General features: G+C 72.5%; 15 protein-coding genes. 9 read left to right on the forward strand and 6 right to left on the reverse strand.

Going from position 1 to position 16,179, the window contains the following annotated elements:
- The first annotated feature begins 18 nt into the window (after nucleotides 1–18).
- A complete protein-coding gene (locus LWF15_RS23455; protein WP_232813066.1) occupies nucleotides 19–909 on the forward strand; it encodes a LysR family transcriptional regulator ArgP in 891 nt (296 codons plus the stop codon).
- 2 nt (nucleotides 910–911) lie between these two features.
- On the opposite strand, the gene LWF15_RS23460 is transcribed toward LWF15_RS23455, so the two are convergent.
- Both LWF15_RS23460 and LWF15_RS23465 read right to left on the reverse strand, forming a co-directional pair.
- Nucleotides 912–1,409, reverse strand: coding sequence for an ATP-binding protein (locus LWF15_RS23460; protein WP_232813067.1), 498 nt, complete (start codon nucleotides 1,407–1,409; stop codon nucleotides 912–914).
- Nucleotides 1,406–1,792, reverse strand: coding sequence for an STAS domain-containing protein (locus tag LWF15_RS23465; RefSeq protein ID WP_232813068.1), 387 nt, complete (start codon nucleotides 1,790–1,792; stop codon nucleotides 1,406–1,408). The genes LWF15_RS23460 and LWF15_RS23465 overlap by 4 nt, the downstream gene beginning before the upstream one ends.
- Nucleotides 1,793–1,950: 158 nt before the next feature.
- Between LWF15_RS23465 and LWF15_RS23470 the strand changes: the two genes are divergently transcribed.
- Together LWF15_RS23470 and LWF15_RS23475 are read left to right on the forward strand one after the other, a co-directional pair.
- Nucleotides 1,951–2,532, forward strand: a complete 582-nt coding sequence (locus tag LWF15_RS23470; protein ID WP_232813069.1) for a biliverdin-producing heme oxygenase — start codon at nucleotides 1,951–1,953, stop codon at nucleotides 2,530–2,532.
- A gap of 15 nt (nucleotides 2,533–2,547) precedes the next feature.
- Nucleotides 2,548–4,791, forward strand: a complete 2,244-nt coding sequence (locus LWF15_RS23475) for a SpoIIE family protein phosphatase (RefSeq protein ID WP_232813070.1) — start codon at nucleotides 2,548–2,550, stop codon at nucleotides 4,789–4,791.
- Here LWF15_RS23475 and LWF15_RS23480 read toward each other — a convergent pair.
- Together LWF15_RS23480 and LWF15_RS23485 are read right to left on the reverse strand one after the other, a co-directional pair.
- Complete coding sequence (locus LWF15_RS23480) at nucleotides 4,773–5,090, reverse strand: DUF202 domain-containing protein (protein ID WP_232813071.1); 318 nt, start codon at nucleotides 5,088–5,090, stop codon at nucleotides 4,773–4,775. The genes LWF15_RS23475 and LWF15_RS23480 overlap by 19 nt on opposite strands.
- A 5-nt stretch (nucleotides 5,091–5,095) precedes the next feature.
- Nucleotides 5,096–5,458, reverse strand: coding sequence for a YidH family protein (locus LWF15_RS23485; RefSeq protein WP_232813072.1), 363 nt, complete (start codon nucleotides 5,456–5,458; stop codon nucleotides 5,096–5,098).
- Nucleotides 5,459–5,626: 168 nt separating this feature from the next.
- On the opposite strand from LWF15_RS23485, the gene LWF15_RS23490 reads away from it, so the two are divergent.
- From LWF15_RS23490 to LWF15_RS23515, 6 genes are all read left to right on the forward strand, one after another.
- Entirely contained in the window at nucleotides 5,627–6,553 is a 927-nt protein-coding gene (locus LWF15_RS23490; RefSeq protein ID WP_232813073.1) for an LLM class F420-dependent oxidoreductase, read from the forward strand.
- Nucleotides 6,554–6,648: 95 nt separating this feature from the next.
- Nucleotides 6,649–7,401, forward strand: a complete 753-nt coding sequence (locus tag LWF15_RS23495; protein WP_269810708.1) for an enoyl-CoA hydratase — start codon at nucleotides 6,649–6,651, stop codon at nucleotides 7,399–7,401.
- A 105-nt stretch (nucleotides 7,402–7,506) separates the two neighbouring features.
- Nucleotides 7,507–8,763 (forward strand): FAD/NAD(P)-binding protein, encoded by a 1,257-nt coding sequence (locus LWF15_RS23500; protein ID WP_232813075.1) that lies wholly within the window; start codon nucleotides 7,507–7,509, stop codon nucleotides 8,761–8,763.
- Nucleotides 8,764–8,782: 19 nt separating this feature from the next.
- Nucleotides 8,783–10,645 carry an FHA domain-containing protein gene (locus tag LWF15_RS23505; RefSeq protein WP_232813076.1) on the forward strand — a complete coding sequence of 621 codons (1,863 nt, stop codon included), beginning with the start codon at nucleotides 8,783–8,785 and terminating at the stop codon, nucleotides 10,643–10,645.
- Nucleotides 10,646–10,711: 66 nt separating this feature from the next.
- On the forward strand, nucleotides 10,712–13,066 hold the full coding sequence (locus LWF15_RS36785; protein ID WP_269810709.1) for a zinc ribbon domain-containing protein: 2,355 nt from the start codon (nucleotides 10,712–10,714) through the stop codon (nucleotides 13,064–13,066).
- 4 nt (nucleotides 13,067–13,070) lie between these two features.
- Entirely contained in the window at nucleotides 13,071–14,684 is a 1,614-nt protein-coding gene (locus tag LWF15_RS23515) for a serine/threonine-protein kinase (RefSeq protein WP_232813077.1), read from the forward strand.
- 6 nt (nucleotides 14,685–14,690) lie between these two features.
- Here the strand turns inward: LWF15_RS23515 and LWF15_RS23520 are convergent, their stop codons facing one another.
- Nucleotides 14,691–15,851 (reverse strand): BTAD domain-containing putative transcriptional regulator, encoded by a 1,161-nt coding sequence (locus tag LWF15_RS23520; RefSeq protein ID WP_232813078.1) that lies wholly within the window; start codon nucleotides 15,849–15,851, stop codon nucleotides 14,691–14,693.
- Entirely contained in the window at nucleotides 15,848–16,168 is a 321-nt protein-coding gene (locus LWF15_RS23525) for a thioredoxin family protein (RefSeq protein WP_232813079.1), read from the reverse strand. The genes LWF15_RS23520 and LWF15_RS23525 overlap by 4 nt, the downstream gene beginning before the upstream one ends.
- Nucleotides 16,169–16,179 lie beyond the last annotated feature (11 nt).

The following is a 16,179-nucleotide window of genomic DNA, read 5'->3' on the forward strand; positions in this document are numbered from 1 at the left end:
GCTACGTAAGCTCTGCTTATGCGATTCCACCGCGACCACCTCGAGACGCTGCTGGCGGCCGTGGACGAAGGCACCTTCGACGCGGCCGCGGTGCGGCTCAACATCACCGCTTCGGCCGTCTCCCAGCGGATCAAGGCGATGGAGCAGGCCGCCGGGCGGGTGCTGCTGCAGCGCACCACGCCGATCCGGCCCACCGCCGACGGCACGGTGGTGGTGCGGCACGCGCGCCAGGCCCGGTTGCTGGAAGAGGAGACGGCGCGGGCTCTTTCGCCCGCCCCGGTCGGCGCGATGCCCTCGATCGCGCTCGCGGTCAATGCGGATTCACTGAGCACCTGGTTCCTGAGCGCCCTGGCCGACGTGCTGCAGGACACGGCGGTGGTGTTCGACCTGTATCGCGAGGACCAGGAGCGCACCTCGGACCTGCTGCGCTCGGGCACCGTGATGGCAGCGGTGACCGCCGAGGCCGCCCCGGTGCAGGGCTGCTCGTCGGTGCGACTGGGGACGATGCGCTACCACGCGGTGGCATCGCCCGAATTCGTCGCGCGGCACCTCGGCGGGGGCGCCGGCGACCTGACCCTGATCGACCAGGCTCCGCTGGTGGACTTCGACCGTCAGGACGGGCTGCAGCAGGCTTTCCTGAGGCGCACGGTCGGGCACGATCCGCGTTCACCGCGGCACTACGTGCCTACCTCGGAAGACTTCGCCCGGGCGGTGAAGGCCGGTTTCGGCTGGGCAATGCTGCCCGACCAGCAGTGCTTGGACGACGTGGCCGCCGGGCGGCTCGTGCTGCTGGCTCCCGACCGGCCCGCTGGGGTCGAACTGCACTGGCAGCGCTGGAAGCTGGAGTCTGCGCTGCTGGACCGGATCAGCCGCGCGGTGCGGGAACAGGCGGGGCGCGAACTGCTCTGAGATCAGCCGATGGCCTGGTCGAGCACCGCGATCATGCGCTGCGGGGGCGCGTCGGCCACCAGCGCCCAGACCAGTTTGCGGCCGCGCTCGAGGCACCAGCCCATCTCCAGCGCCATCGACGAGATCAGGCGCAGCCCGAGCCCGCCCACCGCGTTCACGTCCGGGCCGGGCGAGGCCGGGATCCGGTCGACCGCGGCATCGGAGACCACCAGCAGCCATCCCCGGCTGCCCCGGGACAGCGAGGCCGACACCGGTGACCTCCCGTGCCGCAGGCCGTTGATGGTGAGCTCGCCCATGGTCATCGCCACCCGCTCGCTGGCGGCGGAGAAGACGTGCCCCGAAGGGTGCGCGGCGTTGTGCGACTCACCCGCCGCCGCCACGGCGTTGCGGGCCTCGTCACGGGCCCGCACGGATCCCTCGACCGAGTCGATGACCCAGTCGAGCCGCTGCGCCCAGAAACCGATCGGCGGCCGACCCTCGGCCAGGGTCGCCGCACTCATGACTGACTGGCCGAGATGTCGCCGGCCTGCTGCTGCTCGGGCAGCCAGCGGGCCAGGTCGCCCGCGCCCACCAGGGTGATCAGCTCGGCCACCCGGCGGGAGGGGCCCTGCAGCAGCAGCTCGGCCCCGGCGCTGCGCAGACCGGCGGCCAGGCGGACCACGAACGAGATGCCCACCGAGTCCATCATGGTGACCTGACGTACGTCCATCACCGTCTGCCGGCCCGCGTCGATCGAGAACCGGCCCGCGTACTCCAGGTCGTCGCTCACCCGGACGTCCACGTCGCCGTAGAGAATGACCAGCGTGCAGTCGTCCTGCGCGAGCACGACCACGTCACCCGGGGCGTCGTGGTCCGGCCCAGAGGTCTGGTGGTTCCGGGACACCTTCGCCTCCTTGTCTGCCCCGTGGCAGTCCCCCGTCTGCCCAGCTCGTCCCGCACGAAGACGCCCACGCACCGTTTCTGGACGCGCACGGACTCCGGCAGCTTGCATCGTTATGCTATCTCACCTGGCATTTCCCGCCCGGCAGCCGGAGGAGGCTCATGACCGACGTCGCTGGTGGTCACGGGGTCGCGGCTCTGCGGGCGGCCACCCGCCCGGCGCACGAGCGGCTCGACCGCCTGGTCGACCTGCGCAGCTGGGACCGGGCCACCCACCAGTGGTGGCTGCAGCGCATGCTCGGCCTGCACGAGCCGCTGGAACGCGAGCTCGCGGCCGAGGGGCCGATCGCCCCGGCCCGTCGGCGCAGTACCCAGATCGAGGCCGATCTGCGCAGCCTGGGCCTGACCGCGGCTGCGGTGCGGGCGCTGCCCCGTAGCCCGCTCCCGCCGGCCCCGACCGGCCCCCGGGCCCTGGGGCAGCTCTACGTGCTCGACGGTTCCGCCCTGGGCGGCGCGGTGATCGCCCACCACGCCATCGCGGCCGGAGTGCCGCAGAGCGCCTGCACCAGCCTGGTCCACTCCAAGGCCCGGATCGCCTGCTGGCGGGAGACCCGGCAGCGGCTGGACGATCTCGGCCCCGAGGCGCTGACCCACGCGGTCCGCGCCGCGGTCGAGCTGTTCGCCGTGTTCGAGGCCTGGCTGCACACCCCGGCCCCCGGCCGGCCCACCCTTCCACCGAGGTAAGGCCCTTCCCCGACCGTGAGCGAGCAGATGATCAGCCCGGCCGACCTGGACCAGTGCGCCCAGGAGCCGATCCAGTACCCCGGCTCGGTGCAGCCCCACGGCGTGATGGTGGTCGTGCACCCCGGCCACCAGACCCTGCTGGCCGCCTCGGAGAACCTGGGCCGGTTCCTGCCCGGCGCCGCTGCCACCCCCGGCGTCGGCGCGAGCGAGGTGTTCGGCCCGGATCTGTGGGCCACGATCGCCGAGCGGGTCGCCGACGACGACCTGCTCGAGCCGATCCGCTGGCGGGGCCCGGCCGGCGGCCCCTGGGCCGGGCGCGCGGTCGACGTGCTGGTGCACTTCGCGGGCGAGAACCGGCTGGTGGTCGAGCTGGAGGCGGTGAGCGACGCCTCGCTCGGCCGGTCGGTCTCGCTGTCCGCCACCAACAACCAGATCACCCGGCTGCGGGCCTGCACCACCGCGGAAGAGGTGCTCCAGCGGCTGACCACGGCCGTGCAGCGGGTCACCGGGTTCGACCGGGTGATGGTCTACCGGTTCGACCGGGAGTGGAACGGTGAGGTGATCGCCGAGCACCGGCGTCCCCACCTGGAGCCTTTCCTGGGCCTGCGCTACCCCGAGTCGGACATCCCCGCCCAGGCGCGGAAGCTGTACACCCTGAACCGGCTTCGCTTCATCGTCGACTCGCACGCCACCGCGGCCCGGCTGGTCCCGCGCACCCCGGAGGACGACGGCGGCGAGCTCGACCTGTCGTTCGCACCGCTGCGCAGCGTGTCGCCGGTGCATCTCGAATACCTGCGGGGCATGGGGGTCCGGGCCTCGATGTCGGTCTCGATGATGCGCGAGGGGCGGCTCTGGGGGCTGGTCGCCTGCCACCACTACGACGGCCCGCTGCAGCCCTCGCACGACGAGCGCGCCGCGGCCGACTTCCTCACCCAGGCGGCGATGGAGATCGTCACCACCCGCCAGGCCGGCGCCGACGCGGCCCACCTGGCCGCGGGACAGAGGCGTCTGGAACAGCTGCTGCCGATCCTCGACCAGCCCCAGCTGTCCCCCACCGAGGCCCTGGCGCGGACCGACCTCGGCCCGGTGGCCGCGCTGGCCGACGCCAGCGGGGTGGTCGTGCGGGCCGGTTCGGTGCAGGCCACCTGGGGTGAGGTTCCCGGGCCGGAGGTGGCCGAACGCATCGTGCAGGCGCTGGCCCGCACCGACGGCGTGCCCGCCTTCACCGACGACCTGCGGGGGCTCGGGCTGGGCAGCGACGCGGTGGCCGGGGCCCTGGTGCTGCCGGTCAGCCCCGGGCACTGGGTGCTGTGGCTGAACCGGGCGGTGGAGCGCACCGTGCGCTGGGCCGGCGACCCGGACGACAAGACCATCACGATCCGCGCCGACGGCAGCGCCCGGATCGGGCCGCGCCGTTCGTTCGAGGCCGCCGAGCAGAAGCTGCGCGGCCGCAGTGCCCCCTGGGACTCCTGGAAGGTGCAGGCAGTGACCGCGCTCGGCAGCGCGGCGACCACCCAGCTGCGCCGTTACGAGCGCGACGCGGTGAGCATCGTCGAGGACTTGCACGACTCGCTGCACCCCACCCGTCTGCCCCACCTGACCGGCGTGGACCTGGAAGTGCGTTACGTGCCCGCCCCCGACGGGCGCTTCGCGGGCGACTGGTGGGACTGCTTCGAGCTCCCCGGAGGCAAGCTGGCGCTGGTGGTCGGCGACGTCACCGGTCACGGCAGTGCGGTCACGGCCACCATGACGCAGCTACGTACGGCCCTGCGCGCCTACCTGCTGGAGGGTGCTCCCCCGGCCGAGACCCTGGGCCGGCTCGACGCGCTGGCCCACATGATGTTCCGGCCCACCCTGGCCACCGTGGTCCTGGCCCTGTACGAACCGGCCACCGGCGCGCTGGAGATCGCCCGGGCCGGTCACCCGCACCCGGTGCTGGCCCGCGCCGGAGAGGCCGGGCCGGTGCTGATCGACGCCCGGCTGCCGATCGGCCTGGGTATCGACACCCCGGCGACGTCCTGGTCGGGCACCCTCGAGGAGGGCCAGACGCTGATCCTCTACTCCGACGGGCTCAGCGAAGACCGGGCGCTCTCCCCGGAGGAAGGCATCCAGCGGCTGGCCGGCATCGTGGCCGGAGTCAGCCAGGAGCCGCTCAAGGTGATCGCCGACACGCTCGTCGAGGCCGTGCCCCCGCCGCGTACCGACGACACCACGCTGCTGATCGTCCGCCGCCCCGGCGTTCAGGACCAGACGCAGTAGAGGGCGGCCAGGGCCAGCAGCACGGTCAGCAGGGTGCCGGTCAGCACCGCCCGCGGGTGGTGCACCGGATCGGCCTGGTTGAAGTCGGCCACCCGCTCGCGGTGCCGGGCGCGCTGCGCCAGGCCCAGGGCGGCCGCGGTGACCACCCCGGTCAGGGCCAGGACGATGGCCACCACGATGGTGTCCGGCCGGCCCGCCCGGATCATCAGCAGCGAGACCACGGCGAAGGCCAGGGCGGTGCGGATCCAGGCCAGCGTGGTGCGTTCCACCTGCAGGCCCGGGTCCTCGGAACGGGCCACCGGCTTCAGCCGGTGAGCAGGACGACGCCCACCAGCACCAGCGCCGCGATGCCCACCCCGTAGCCGAGCAGCCCGGCCAGCCCGAGCAGCGGCAGCGGCTCACCCGCCCGCATCGCGCGCTCGCTGGCCCACCAGCGGCGGTAGGCCGCGACGCCGAGGGCGCCGCCCATCAGCAGCAGCAGTGAGCTGATCAGCTCCCGTTCCAGGTCGGGGACGTCGGTCAGGAAGGCGTCCGCACCGATACCGCCGGCGATCAGGCCGAGCGACGTGCGGATCCAGGCCAGGAACGTGCGTTCGTTGGCCAGGGTGAACCGCGGGTCCGGAGCCTTCCCCTCAGAGAGGAGCCTGCGCTCCCAGGAAGGCACCATGAGACCCATGGTCGGCGCTTAACCGTGCGTTCACAAGCCGCCGGACGAGAGTGAGACGGACGCAATTCCATGCCGTTTCGACCGGTTCTGGCTTGCCGACAGGAACACTCGACAAGCTCGGGCAAGGGCTCGCGAGCTGCGGCGGGGGCCTTCTGACAGGCTGTGCCCATGCGTCTGGCCATTTTCACCGAGCCCCAGCAGGGCGCCTCGTACCAGGATCTGCTCGCGGTCGCCCAGACCGCGGAGAACGCCGGGTTCGACGGCTTCTTCCGTTCCGACCACTACCTCACCATGGGCGGCGACGGCCGGCCCGGCCCGACCGACGCCTGGGTGACCCTGGCCGGCCTGGCCCTGCAGACCTCCCGCATCCGGCTCGGCACGCTGGTCACCTCGGGCACCTTCCGCTACCCGGGCCCGCTGGCGGTCAGCGTGGCGCAGGTCGACCAGATGAGCGGCGGCCGGGTCGAGCTGGGCCTCGGCGCGGGCTGGTTCGACGCCGAGCACTCCGCCTACGGCATCCCGTTCCCCTCCGTGGGCGAGCGCTTCGACCGCCTGGAGGAGCAGCTCGAGATCATCGACGGCCTGTTCCGCACCCCGGTCGGCGAGACCTACGACTTCACCGGCAAGCACTACCGGTTCGCCGACTCGCCGGCCCTGCCCAAGCCGGCCCAGGAACGCCTGCCGTTCATCGTCGGCGGCAAGGGCGCCAAGCGCACCCCCGCGCTGGCCGCCCGGTTCGCCGCCGAGTTCAACACCCCGTTCGTGAAGCAGGCCGAGGTGGCCCCGCTGTTCCAGCGGGTGCGCGAGGCCTGCGCCGCGGCCGGCCGCACCGACCTGCCGGTCTTCTCCTCGGCCGCGGTGCTGTGCGTGGGCCGCGACGAGGCCGAGGTCAAGCGCCGGGCCGCGGCGATCGGGCGGGACGTGGAGGAGATGCGCGAGAACGGCGGCATCGTCGGCACCCCGGACCAGGCGGTCGAGGCGATCGGCCGGTACGCCGAGGCCGGCGCCACCCGGCTGTTCCTGCAGACCCTCGACCTGTCCGACCTCGACCACGTCGAGCTGGTCGCCTCCGCGGTGGCCCCGCAGCTGGCCTGAGCCCGGTGATCATGCACCTCCGGCCGGCCCGGAGGTGCATGATCACCCCGCGGCCGCCTAACATCTCTCCCTCTCGGAGGGTGGGTGGTACGGCGATGAAGTCGGTCCGGCTAGAAAAGGACGGGCCGGTGCGGCACATCGTGCTGGCCGCGCCCAAACGGCGTAATGCGCTGTCCGCCCAGATGCTGGACGAGCTGGCCGAGGCGGTCGCCCGGGTGGCCACCGACGACGCGGCCCGGGCCCTGGTGATCCGGGCCGAGGGCAAGGCGTTCTGCGCCGGGGCCGACATCCACGGCCTGTTCGGCGACCTGAACCGGCCCACCGCGCAGATCCGCGACGACCTCAAGCACATCTACGCCAGCTTCCTCGGGGTGGCCGACCTGCCCATCCCGACCATCGCCGCGGTGCACGGGGTGGCCGTCGGGGCGGGCATCAACATCGCGCTGGCCTGCGACATCGTGATCGCCGGGCGCAACGCCCAGTTCGCCGTCACGTTCGCCGACATCGGTCTGCACCCCGGCGGCGGGGCCAGCTGGTTCCTGACCCGCCGGATGGGCGCCGACCGGGCCCTGGCGGCGATCATCGCGGCCGAGACCATCGACGCCGACAGTGCCCTGCGGCACGGCCTGGTCACCCAGGTCGCCGACGACCCGGCCGAGGTCGCCACCCGGCTCGCCCACCAGGCCGCCTCCCGCGACCCGGGCCTGATCCGCGACGCCAAGCGGGCCGTGCAGATCGCCGAGACCTCGGAACTGCCCGAGGTGCTGGAGTTCGAGTCCTGGGCCCAGGCCGCCACCGTGGGCCGGCCGGACTTCGCCGAGTTCGTGGAGCGCTTCACCAAACGCTGAAGCCCCGGCCGTCCCACCGCCGGCAGCCTTCAGTGAACCTTCATCGGCCGCCTGCACTCTTCATCCCGTCAGCACGAGAACGACGGGCGCAGGAGGAGGCAGACCGTGCCGGTGACCATCAGCAACGCCGCCGAGAACGGCACCACCCGGCTTTCCGGGGCCGAAGGGCCCCGGGCGGGTGACCTGACCGCACACCTGATCGCCACCGACGTCTGGTCCGACCACCTGCTGGTGCGGGCCGGGATCCCGGTGGTGGACGCCCGGCTGGTCACCGTGGGCGGTGGCCTCGGCTCGTTCCTGCTGGCCGACCGGCTGCTGATGGCCGGAGCGCCGGCCGGGGACGTGCGGGTGCTGTCCAACCTGGACGTGCCCTGGCAGACCTACGAGCACCTGGCCCGGGTCTCCCAGGTGCCCACCCCGGAACGCGAGCAGGTGCTCGAGGGCCTGCGGCGTGAGCACGACCGCATCGGATACCCGGAGCTGCTGGCCCGGGGCATGGTGCGGATGGTCCGGCGGCGGCAGGGCGGCGGGTACTTCACCGTGCTCACTCCCCCGGCGGGCACCACGCCCACCCCGCGGGTGGTCTACCGCAGCCAGTTCGTGCACCTCGCACTGGGTTACCCGGGCCTGCGGTTCCTGCCCGACCTGCAGCGCTACCGCGCCGACACCGGTGACCACCACCGGGTGGTCAACGCCTACGAGGGACACGAGCACGTGTACCGCGAGGTGGCGGCCCGGCCCTGCACCGTGGTGCTCAGGGGCACCGACCCGGTCGGTGACCGGATCGTGAAAAGGCTTACGGACGATCGTGAGCGCCTGCGTACAGGGGTCCGGATCGTGCGGGCCGGGTTCGGGCGGCCGCGCACCCAGACCGACCGCCGGTTGCACCACCAGTTGCGCCAGGGCACCCAGGAGGGCTGGTACCAGCTCGTGAACGGGGAGGCCCAACTGCTGCGAAGGCACGGCGACCGGCTGTCGATGATGCTCACCCCGGGCGGGCTCGAGCTGGGGTGCGACTTCGTCATCGACTGCACCGGCCTGGAGACCGACATCGCCCAGCACCGGGTGTTCGACGACCTGCTCGGGCACAGCGGGGCCCGGCGCAACCCGGTGAACCGGCTGGCGATGGAGCGCAGCTTCGAGGTGCACGGCACCCGCAACGGCATCGGCCGGATCTACGCCAGCGGCGCCGCCACCCTCTCCACCCCCTCTGCTGCCACCGAACCGGACAGCATCACCGGCCTGCAGGCAGCGGCCCAAGAGATCACCCGTGACCTGGTCCGGCAGGGCTTCGCCCGGCGCTCCGGGCCCGGCCGGGCGGCCCGGCAGTGGTGGCGCCGCACCCGCAACCAGCGACCCTGACCAGGAAGGACGAACCGAGATGAACACCATCGAGAGTAGTTGCACGGCAGTCCTTCCCGGTGACGGGCTGGTGCATCGTGGCCCCGGCGCCGTGGTCGTCCTGCCGCACCTGACCGAAGAGCAGCTGCCGCAGGCCCGGACCATCCTGGCCGCCTGCGCCCGGCTGACCGACGACCTCACCGGGCGCACGACGGTGCTCGCCATCGCCGAGATGGCCACCCGTTGCCCCCGGCCGGGGCTGCCCGCTTTCGGGCTGGCCCTGGACACCGACCTGGGTCTGGTCGTGATGCTCCACGACCAGACTGCCGCCGAGATCCACCGGCCCGGCCAGGAGGTGGCGCGACTGAGCGGCACCGACTCGCTGGCCTGGGTGGAGCGGCGATTCACCGGGCGGGTCGACAGTTTCGGACTGTGGACCGGCTCGCACCAGACGTACCCCGGGACGGGATCAGCGGCAATGGAGGGGATTCCGCTGAACCTGTCCCGGGGTACTCTCCCCGGCGCCGGGGTGTTCCTGACGAACGGTGAAGAAGACTCTGCGGAGGCGCCTTTCGCCCACGCCGAGCCGATCGCGCACCAGGCCGTCGTGGTGGAGCAGGACCTGCTGGAGACCGCCGAGCGCCGGGTCGAGATCGCCCGCACCAGCGAACAGCCGGTGCCCCCGCCCTACGCTCCGAGCGCCCCCACCACCTATGCCCGCGTGCCCTACGCCTTTCCGACCCGCGCCGGCACGCCTTCGCCGACCCGAGGGGGACCAGCAGGGCAGCCGGACCCTGCCTCCGGACCGGCGTCGGACGCGGCACCAGGCTGGGCCTCGGACCAGGCGTCGGACCAGGCCTCGGACGCCGCACCGGACTGGGCCTCGGACCGAGCCTCGGACCTGACGCCGGACTCGACGCCGGACCTGGCCACCGAGCCTCTGACCCACGACGCCGCACCCGAATCCACTGGCCGGCGCGCCGGACCCGGCGACCTTGAACAGGCCGACTCCTCTGCCCCGGCCGACTTCTCAGCCCTGGCCGGCCCCTCTTCGCCGGCTCATCAGGCTCACCTCACTGACTCCTCCGCGCCGACCCACCAGGCTCACCAGGCTGTCCCAACTGCCCCGGATGACCAGGCCGATCCAGCCGGTCAGGCAGGTCAAGCCGGTGCCGGTCCAGCCGGTGCCGGTCGCGCCGGGGGCCAGGACGCCGACTCCTACCTCCTCGACGACGCCGACCCGGCCGACGACGAGCGCGGCTACGGCTCCCAGCTCCCCTCCACGCCCCACCTCGGCCAGGCGCAACTCCCCATCCAGGCCCACCTCCAGCCGTTCGCCGAGACGGCCGCCGTGCAACAGCCGCGCAAACCAGTTCCCCCTCAGCCTCTTCGCACCCCCGGCGGCGGTGTCTCCGTCCCCCGCCCGAACGTGCCCCCGATCGAAGGAGTGCTCTGCGCGCGCGGGCACTTCACCGACCCCAAGGCCACCTTCTGCGCGATCTGCGGCCTGTCCATGCAGCAGGTCACCCGCCGGATCACCTGGCGGCCCCGGCCCACGCTCGGGGTCCTCGTGCTGGACGACGGCACCTCGGTGACCGTCGACCACGACCTGATCATCGGCCGCGACCCGACCGCGCACCCGGCCGTGGTGGCCGGGGACGCCAAGCCGATGTACCTGAACGACGAGCTCAACGGCGTCTCCCGGGTGCACGCCCGGATCACCCTGGTCGACTGGTCGGTGTGCCTGACCGACGAGGAGTCGGCCAACGGCACCTTCCTGATGGACGCCAACGGCACCCACGCGGTGCACGGCGAGGACGCGGTCGAGCTGGCCGGCGGCTCGGTGATCCGGATCGGCCGCCGGACGCTCACGTTCGACGGGTATCACAGTGCAGGCGAATAATCGGCAAGGGTATGTCGGCTATGTCACGACCACCGATACTCTCCGGAGGGAACCGAGGAGGCAGGAATGAGCGTGCGCCCCAGCCAGCGCGGCAATCGCCGACGGCGCTTCGCCGTTCTCGCGCTCACCCTCTCGGTGCTCGCCGTCGTCTGGAGCACCCAGACTGCCGCCGCGCCGCACCCGGCCGCCCCGGCGTCCACCTACCCCGAGCCCACCGGTGGCCACGACTCGCACGGCAGTAGCGGCAACGCCTCCCCGGCCCCCGGCTCGTCGCCCACCGGCACCGAGCACGACGCCGATGCCCACGTCGACCTGCCGCAGGGCGGGCAGGAGTGGTCCACGCCCGACCTGGTGGCCCAGGGCGCGCTGGTCCGGATCGAGACGGTGGCCGACGTCTACGTCGCGCTGCACCACTTCCACGTCGAGAAGTACAGCTACACCGAGGTCAGCGACCCGCAGGCGGTGGCCACCGGCACCTTCGTCAACGCCCAGGGCCTGGTGATCACCAGCAAGGGCGCCCTGCACGACGACGCCGAGCAGATCGAGCGCTTCGGCACCTGGGGCGTCAACCGGGCCTTCGTGCAGGCCGAGTTCATGAAGGAGATGCCGGCCGACCCGTTCGCCCGCACCGAGATCACCGGCAGCACCAAGGGCCGCCTGGCCGACACCCCGCCCACCGACCCGGAGATGAACGACCGGCTGCAGAACTGCTACGAGTGGGAGACCTCGCACCACTGCGCGGTCTTCGTGGTCATGCACCAGCGGGTCGTGCCGAGCGTGCAGGACAAGGACAGCACGGCACTGGAAGGGCTGCCCCAGTCCGACGCCCGGGTGGCCGCACTGGCCACCCAGCCCCGCGGGATCACCCCGCTCACGCTGCAGCTGGCCAACCCCGAGCCGGGCAGTAAGTACTGGGTGGTCAGTTCCCGCGGGGTGAACGAGGAGCCGCTGGTCGGCACCGGCACCCTGACCGACTCCGAGCGCGACCCGCTCTCGGCGCAGGACCTGGCCAAGTGGCAGAAGGAGTTCGGCGACCTGGCCGAGGGCTCACCGGTGATCTCCGAGCGCGGTGACCTGGTGGCCTTCCTGGGCACGGCCGAGGGCAGCGACGAACTGGCCGCCGTCTCCTCCTCGCACATGTCCAACGACCTGCGCACCTTCGGCCTGACCCGCGACTCCAGCCCGGTCGACGCCCAGTTCCAGGACGGGCTGGAGCTTTTCGAGGCGGACCAGTTCGCCGCGGCGGTGCCCAAGCTGAAGGTGGCGGCCGAGGCCACCGGCGGGCAGCGGGTGGCCCGCGAACTGCTGGCCCAGGCCGAGGAGAAGTCCGGCACCGCCGAGGACCTGTCCGACGAGGCCGACGTGCTGGCCGCCACCGGTGAGCCGGCCTCGGGGTGGAGCGGACTGGCGATCGCCGTCTTCGCCGGCCTGGTGGTGCTCGTGCTGATCGGGATCGGCATCGCGGTGGCCACCGTCCGGCGGCGCAACTGGCCGAGCGACGAGTCCGCGGAGGCCGGCGCATCGGGCCAGGCCAGCGGATCGGGCCAGGCCAGCGGGTCAAGCACGTTGGGCGGTTCAGGAGGATCTGGCGGATCAGGCAGATCTGACGGGTCAGGCGGGCCTGGCGGGTCGAGCAGGCCCGGTGGCTCAGACGACCTGGGCGGGCCAGGCGGATCTGGCGGTCCCGGCAGATCAGACGGACCAGGCGGGTCTGGTGAGCGTTCGGTGGGCGAGACCGATCAAGTGGTGGCGTTGGCCGGCAGGCCGGGTTCGGCCGGGCACGACACGCCGGCCAGGTACGGCGCTCCGGCCGGACTCACAACTCCGACCGGGCACGCCGCCTCACCCGATCACACCGCTCCGGCCGGGCACGGCACTCCGCCTGGGCGAGGCGCCTTCGGCAACCGCACACCGGACGGGTCGGCGAGCACCTACGTAGGCAACGCCACCGGCGCCCAGCACCAGGCGGGCCGCACCTCGGACCCAACTGGCCGACCCGGCAACCCTTCCGGCGTGTACCCGCCCCTCGGCAACGCGCCGGGTCCAAACCAGCCGGCCGCCCAGGCTCCCGGCACCCAAACGCCCGCCGACAACGGTCCGGGCCCACAGACGTCCGCAAACAACCAACCCGCCGGCCCCCCAAGGTTCGGCGACAATGCCGGGGGCTCACCGGCGTCTTCAAACAGCCAGCGCATCGGCATCCCGACCACCCTGTTCGCCACCGGCACCACCGACCCGAAACCAGACCCGGGCGAGGCACCCACCCTGAAACGCGGCGAAACCCCGCCCGTAGCACCGCCGCCACCCCCGGCTCGCCCGTCGGGCGGTTTCTGCCGCCAGTGCGGGGCGCAGCTCTCCCCCGGAGACCGGTTCTGCTACTCCTGCGGCGCACCGTCGGGCTCCCCCGCGAGCAAGGGGTGAGGGCATGGACGCGCGTGGACAGATGATGCTCTCCCCCGGAGACATCCTTGCGGGGTACGAGATCGAGGGGTACATCGCCCGGGGCGGGATGGCGGTGGTCTACCAGGCTCGTGACCTGTCCCTGGGCCGGCGGGTGGCGCTGAAGCTGATCGCGCCGGAACTGGCCGACAACGACAAGTTCCGGCAGCGGTTCATCCGTGAGTCCGAGCTCGCCGCCTCGCTCGACCATCCCAACGTGCTGCCGATCTACGCCGCCGGGGAGTCCGAGGGCCTGCTCTACATCGCCATGCGCTTCGTGGACGGGCAGGACCTGGGCCGGCTGATCGCTGCCCGGGGGCGGCTCGACCCGGCCGACGTGCTGCCGATGTTCACCCAGGTGGCGGCCGCTCTCGACACTGCCCACGCGCACGGCCTGATCCACCGCGACGTCAAGCCGGGCAACATCCTGATTGCCCAGACCCCCGAGAACCACGTCTACTTGACCGATTTCGGCCTCACCAAGCGGTCCACCAGCCTGTCCGGCTTCACCACCGCCGGACACTTCATCGGCACCATCTCCTACGTTGCGCCGGAGCAGATCGGCGGCCAGGAGGTCACCCACGCGGCCGACGTGTACGCCATGGGGTGCGTTCTCTACGAAGCACTTTCCGGCGCACCGCCGTTCCAGCGCGACGACGACGCGGCCATGCTGTGGGCGCACATGTCGGCCGACCCCACGCCGCTGGCCGGTTTCGTGCCGGACATCCCGCCGGCGGTGGACGAGGTGATCGCCCGGGCGATGGCGAAAGACCCCACGCAGCGCACCGTTTCCTGCCGCGCAGTGGTCGCCGAGCTGCGTGAGGCGTTCCGCACCGGCCAGGCCCCTCCGGTCGAGACGTCGTTCGCTCTGGGCCAGCGCCGTCCGCCGGCCGACTCGATGGACGACCAGCCCGGCCTGGACGAGCCCCTGCTCACCCCGCCGGCCCCGATCGTGGTGCCGGCCAACGCGGCCGAGCCCGGCCGCAAGGTGCTGCGCAAGGCCCCCTGGATCATGGCCGCGGTAGCCGTGGTGGCCCTGCTCAGCTCCGCCTTCTTCGCCCTTCCGCGCTGGCTGCAGCCGGATTTCGTGAGCTACCGGGGTGAGGACGAGTCCACCTCCTGGCTTGCCTTCGACCGCCCGTCGGACTGGTCGCTGCACCCGAACCTGAGCAAGACCTGCTTCTGCACGAACCAGTACGGCGCGGTGCTGGAGACCGGTGACTGGGGCAACGTGATCGCGGCGATCAAGAACGACGTCAGCGTGGAGGGCCTGTACGCGGAGCAGACGCCGCGTCTGGACCTGGAGGACGCGAGCGCGGTCAGCCGGCACCTGGACACGTTCCTGGCCGAGAACAAGAAGGAACTGAGCACCCCCGTGCGCACCACGGTGGACAACCGCTCGGCCTGGGCGGTGGAGGGCACGCTGATCGCCAGCAAGGACCCGAAGCTGCGGCTGAGCATCCGCTACCTGATGGTGATGTCGGCCTCCGGCCGCAGCACCGACCACATCGTGATCTTCACCCGCGACCAGGACCGTGAACGGCTCACCGACCGGCTGGACCGGGTGGAGCAGTCGATCCGCCTGCTCGAGAACGGCTGAGCCGGTTCAGGGCTTCTCCGGTTTGACCGCGGTGACGGTGTGCTGCCGGGAGCCGATCCGCTCCGAGGGGGCGCGCAGGAAGAGTGCCGTGTCGCCGACCTGCACGGTACCCCGCAACCGCAGCGCCGCAACGTCTTCCACCCGCGTACCGTCGACCGTCACGCCGTTGGTGGACCCGAGGTCGCGCACCTCGAACCCGTCGGCCGTGCGCACGATGCTGGCGTGGCGGCGTGAGACCAGCGGGTCCCAGTCGATCCGGATCTCGCAGTCGGCCGAGCGCCCGATCACCACCGGCGACCGGTCGAGCATCGGCCGGGCCTTGAGCATGCCCGCCGCATCGAGCCAGACCAGGGTCGGCGCGGTGCTCACCGGCAGCACCGGCGGGGCCGATCCGCCGGCCACCGACTGCCCCACCGAGTCGGCCTGGCGCAGGATCATCGTCTCCAGCTCGCGCAGGGCCGGGCCCGGGTCGAGCCCGCCCTCCTCGGCCAGTACCTCACGGGCGCGGCGGTAGGCGGCCAGCGCCTCGCCCTGCCGGCCGCCCACGTTCAGCGCCAGCATGAGCTGCCCCCACAGGCGTTCCCGCAGGGGCGCGGTGGCCAGCAGTTGCTCGATCCGCTCGGGCAGGTCCGGGGCTCCGCCGCCCTGCAGCTCCGCGTCGAACAGCACCTCGGCCGCGGAGATCCGCAGCTCTGCGTAGTAGGCGCGGCGCCCCTCCAGCGCGGGCACCGGTACGTCGTCGCAGAAGTCGCCCCGCCAGGCCTCCATGGCCACCCGCAGGCGTTTCACCGCCCCCGGGGTGAGATGGGCCCGCAGTGCAGCCAGGGCGTCGTCGAGGGCGGCCGCGTCGGTGGCCACCACCGCGCCGTCGAGCCGGTAGCCGGCCCCCACCCGTTCGAGCGCGGTGCCGTAGGGCGCCAGCAGCGACCGCAGCTGCGAGACGTGCACGTGCAGCGTGTTGGGGGCCGGGTTCTCCACGTCGAAGAACGCGTCTTCGAGCAGGGCACTCGTGCTCACCGTGCGCCCGCCGGCCGCGGCCAGCTGAGCCAGGATGGCCCGCCGGCGCCGGCCCATCACCTTCACCGGGCGCTCGTCCACCCGCAGCTCCAGCGGCCCCAGCAGGCCGATCTGGACGGGCTGGACGGGCTGGACCGGGTGCCCGGTCACAGGTACGGGGCGATCTCGGCGAGGATCAGCTCACGCGGTCTCACGCCCTTGATCCGGGCGGCCTCCTGGCCGGCCCGGAACAGCACCAGCGTGGGCATGGCGGTGACCTGGTAGAGGTCGGCCACCACCGGGTTGTCGTCGACGTCGAGCACCACCACACGCAGCCGCCCAGCCTCGTCGGCGGCGATCTGCTCGAGCACCGGCGCGATCATCTGGCAGGGCGGGCACCAGTCGGCGGAGAACTCGACCAGCACCGGCAGCGGGCTGGCCAGCACATCTGCGGCGAAGGAGGCCTCGGTGGTGGCGGTCAGGGACACATCGCCCACGA

This window comes from Kineosporia rhizophila, assembly GCF_021277265.1.
GTDB classification, from domain to species: Bacteria; Actinomycetota; Actinomycetes; order Actinomycetales; family Kineosporiaceae; genus Kineosporia; species Kineosporia rhizophila.

Coding starts and splice junctions, on each gene's coding strand:
- LWF15_RS23455 (WP_232813066.1), top strand. CDS start 19: ATGCGATTCCACCGCGACCACCTCGAGACGCTGCTGGCGGCCGTGGAC.
- LWF15_RS23460 (WP_232813067.1), bottom strand. CDS start 1,409: ATGAGTGCGGCGACCCTGGCCGAGGGTCGGCCGCCGATCGGTTTCTGG.
- LWF15_RS23470 (WP_232813069.1), top strand. CDS start 1,951: ATGACCGACGTCGCTGGTGGTCACGGGGTCGCGGCTCTGCGGGCGGCC.
- LWF15_RS23485 (WP_232813072.1), bottom strand. CDS start 5,458: ATGGTGCCTTCCTGGGAGCGCAGGCTCCTCTCTGAGGGGAAGGCTCCG.
- LWF15_RS23490 (WP_232813073.1), top strand. CDS start 5,627: ATGCGTCTGGCCATTTTCACCGAGCCCCAGCAGGGCGCCTCGTACCAG.
- LWF15_RS23495 (WP_269810708.1), top strand. CDS start 6,649: ATGAAGTCGGTCCGGCTAGAAAAGGACGGGCCGGTGCGGCACATCGTG.
- LWF15_RS23505 (WP_232813076.1), top strand. CDS start 8,783: ATGAACACCATCGAGAGTAGTTGCACGGCAGTCCTTCCCGGTGACGGG.
- LWF15_RS36785 (WP_269810709.1), top strand. CDS start 10,712: ATGAGCGTGCGCCCCAGCCAGCGCGGCAATCGCCGACGGCGCTTCGCC.
- LWF15_RS23515 (WP_232813077.1), top strand. CDS start 13,071: ATGGACGCGCGTGGACAGATGATGCTCTCCCCCGGAGACATCCTTGCG.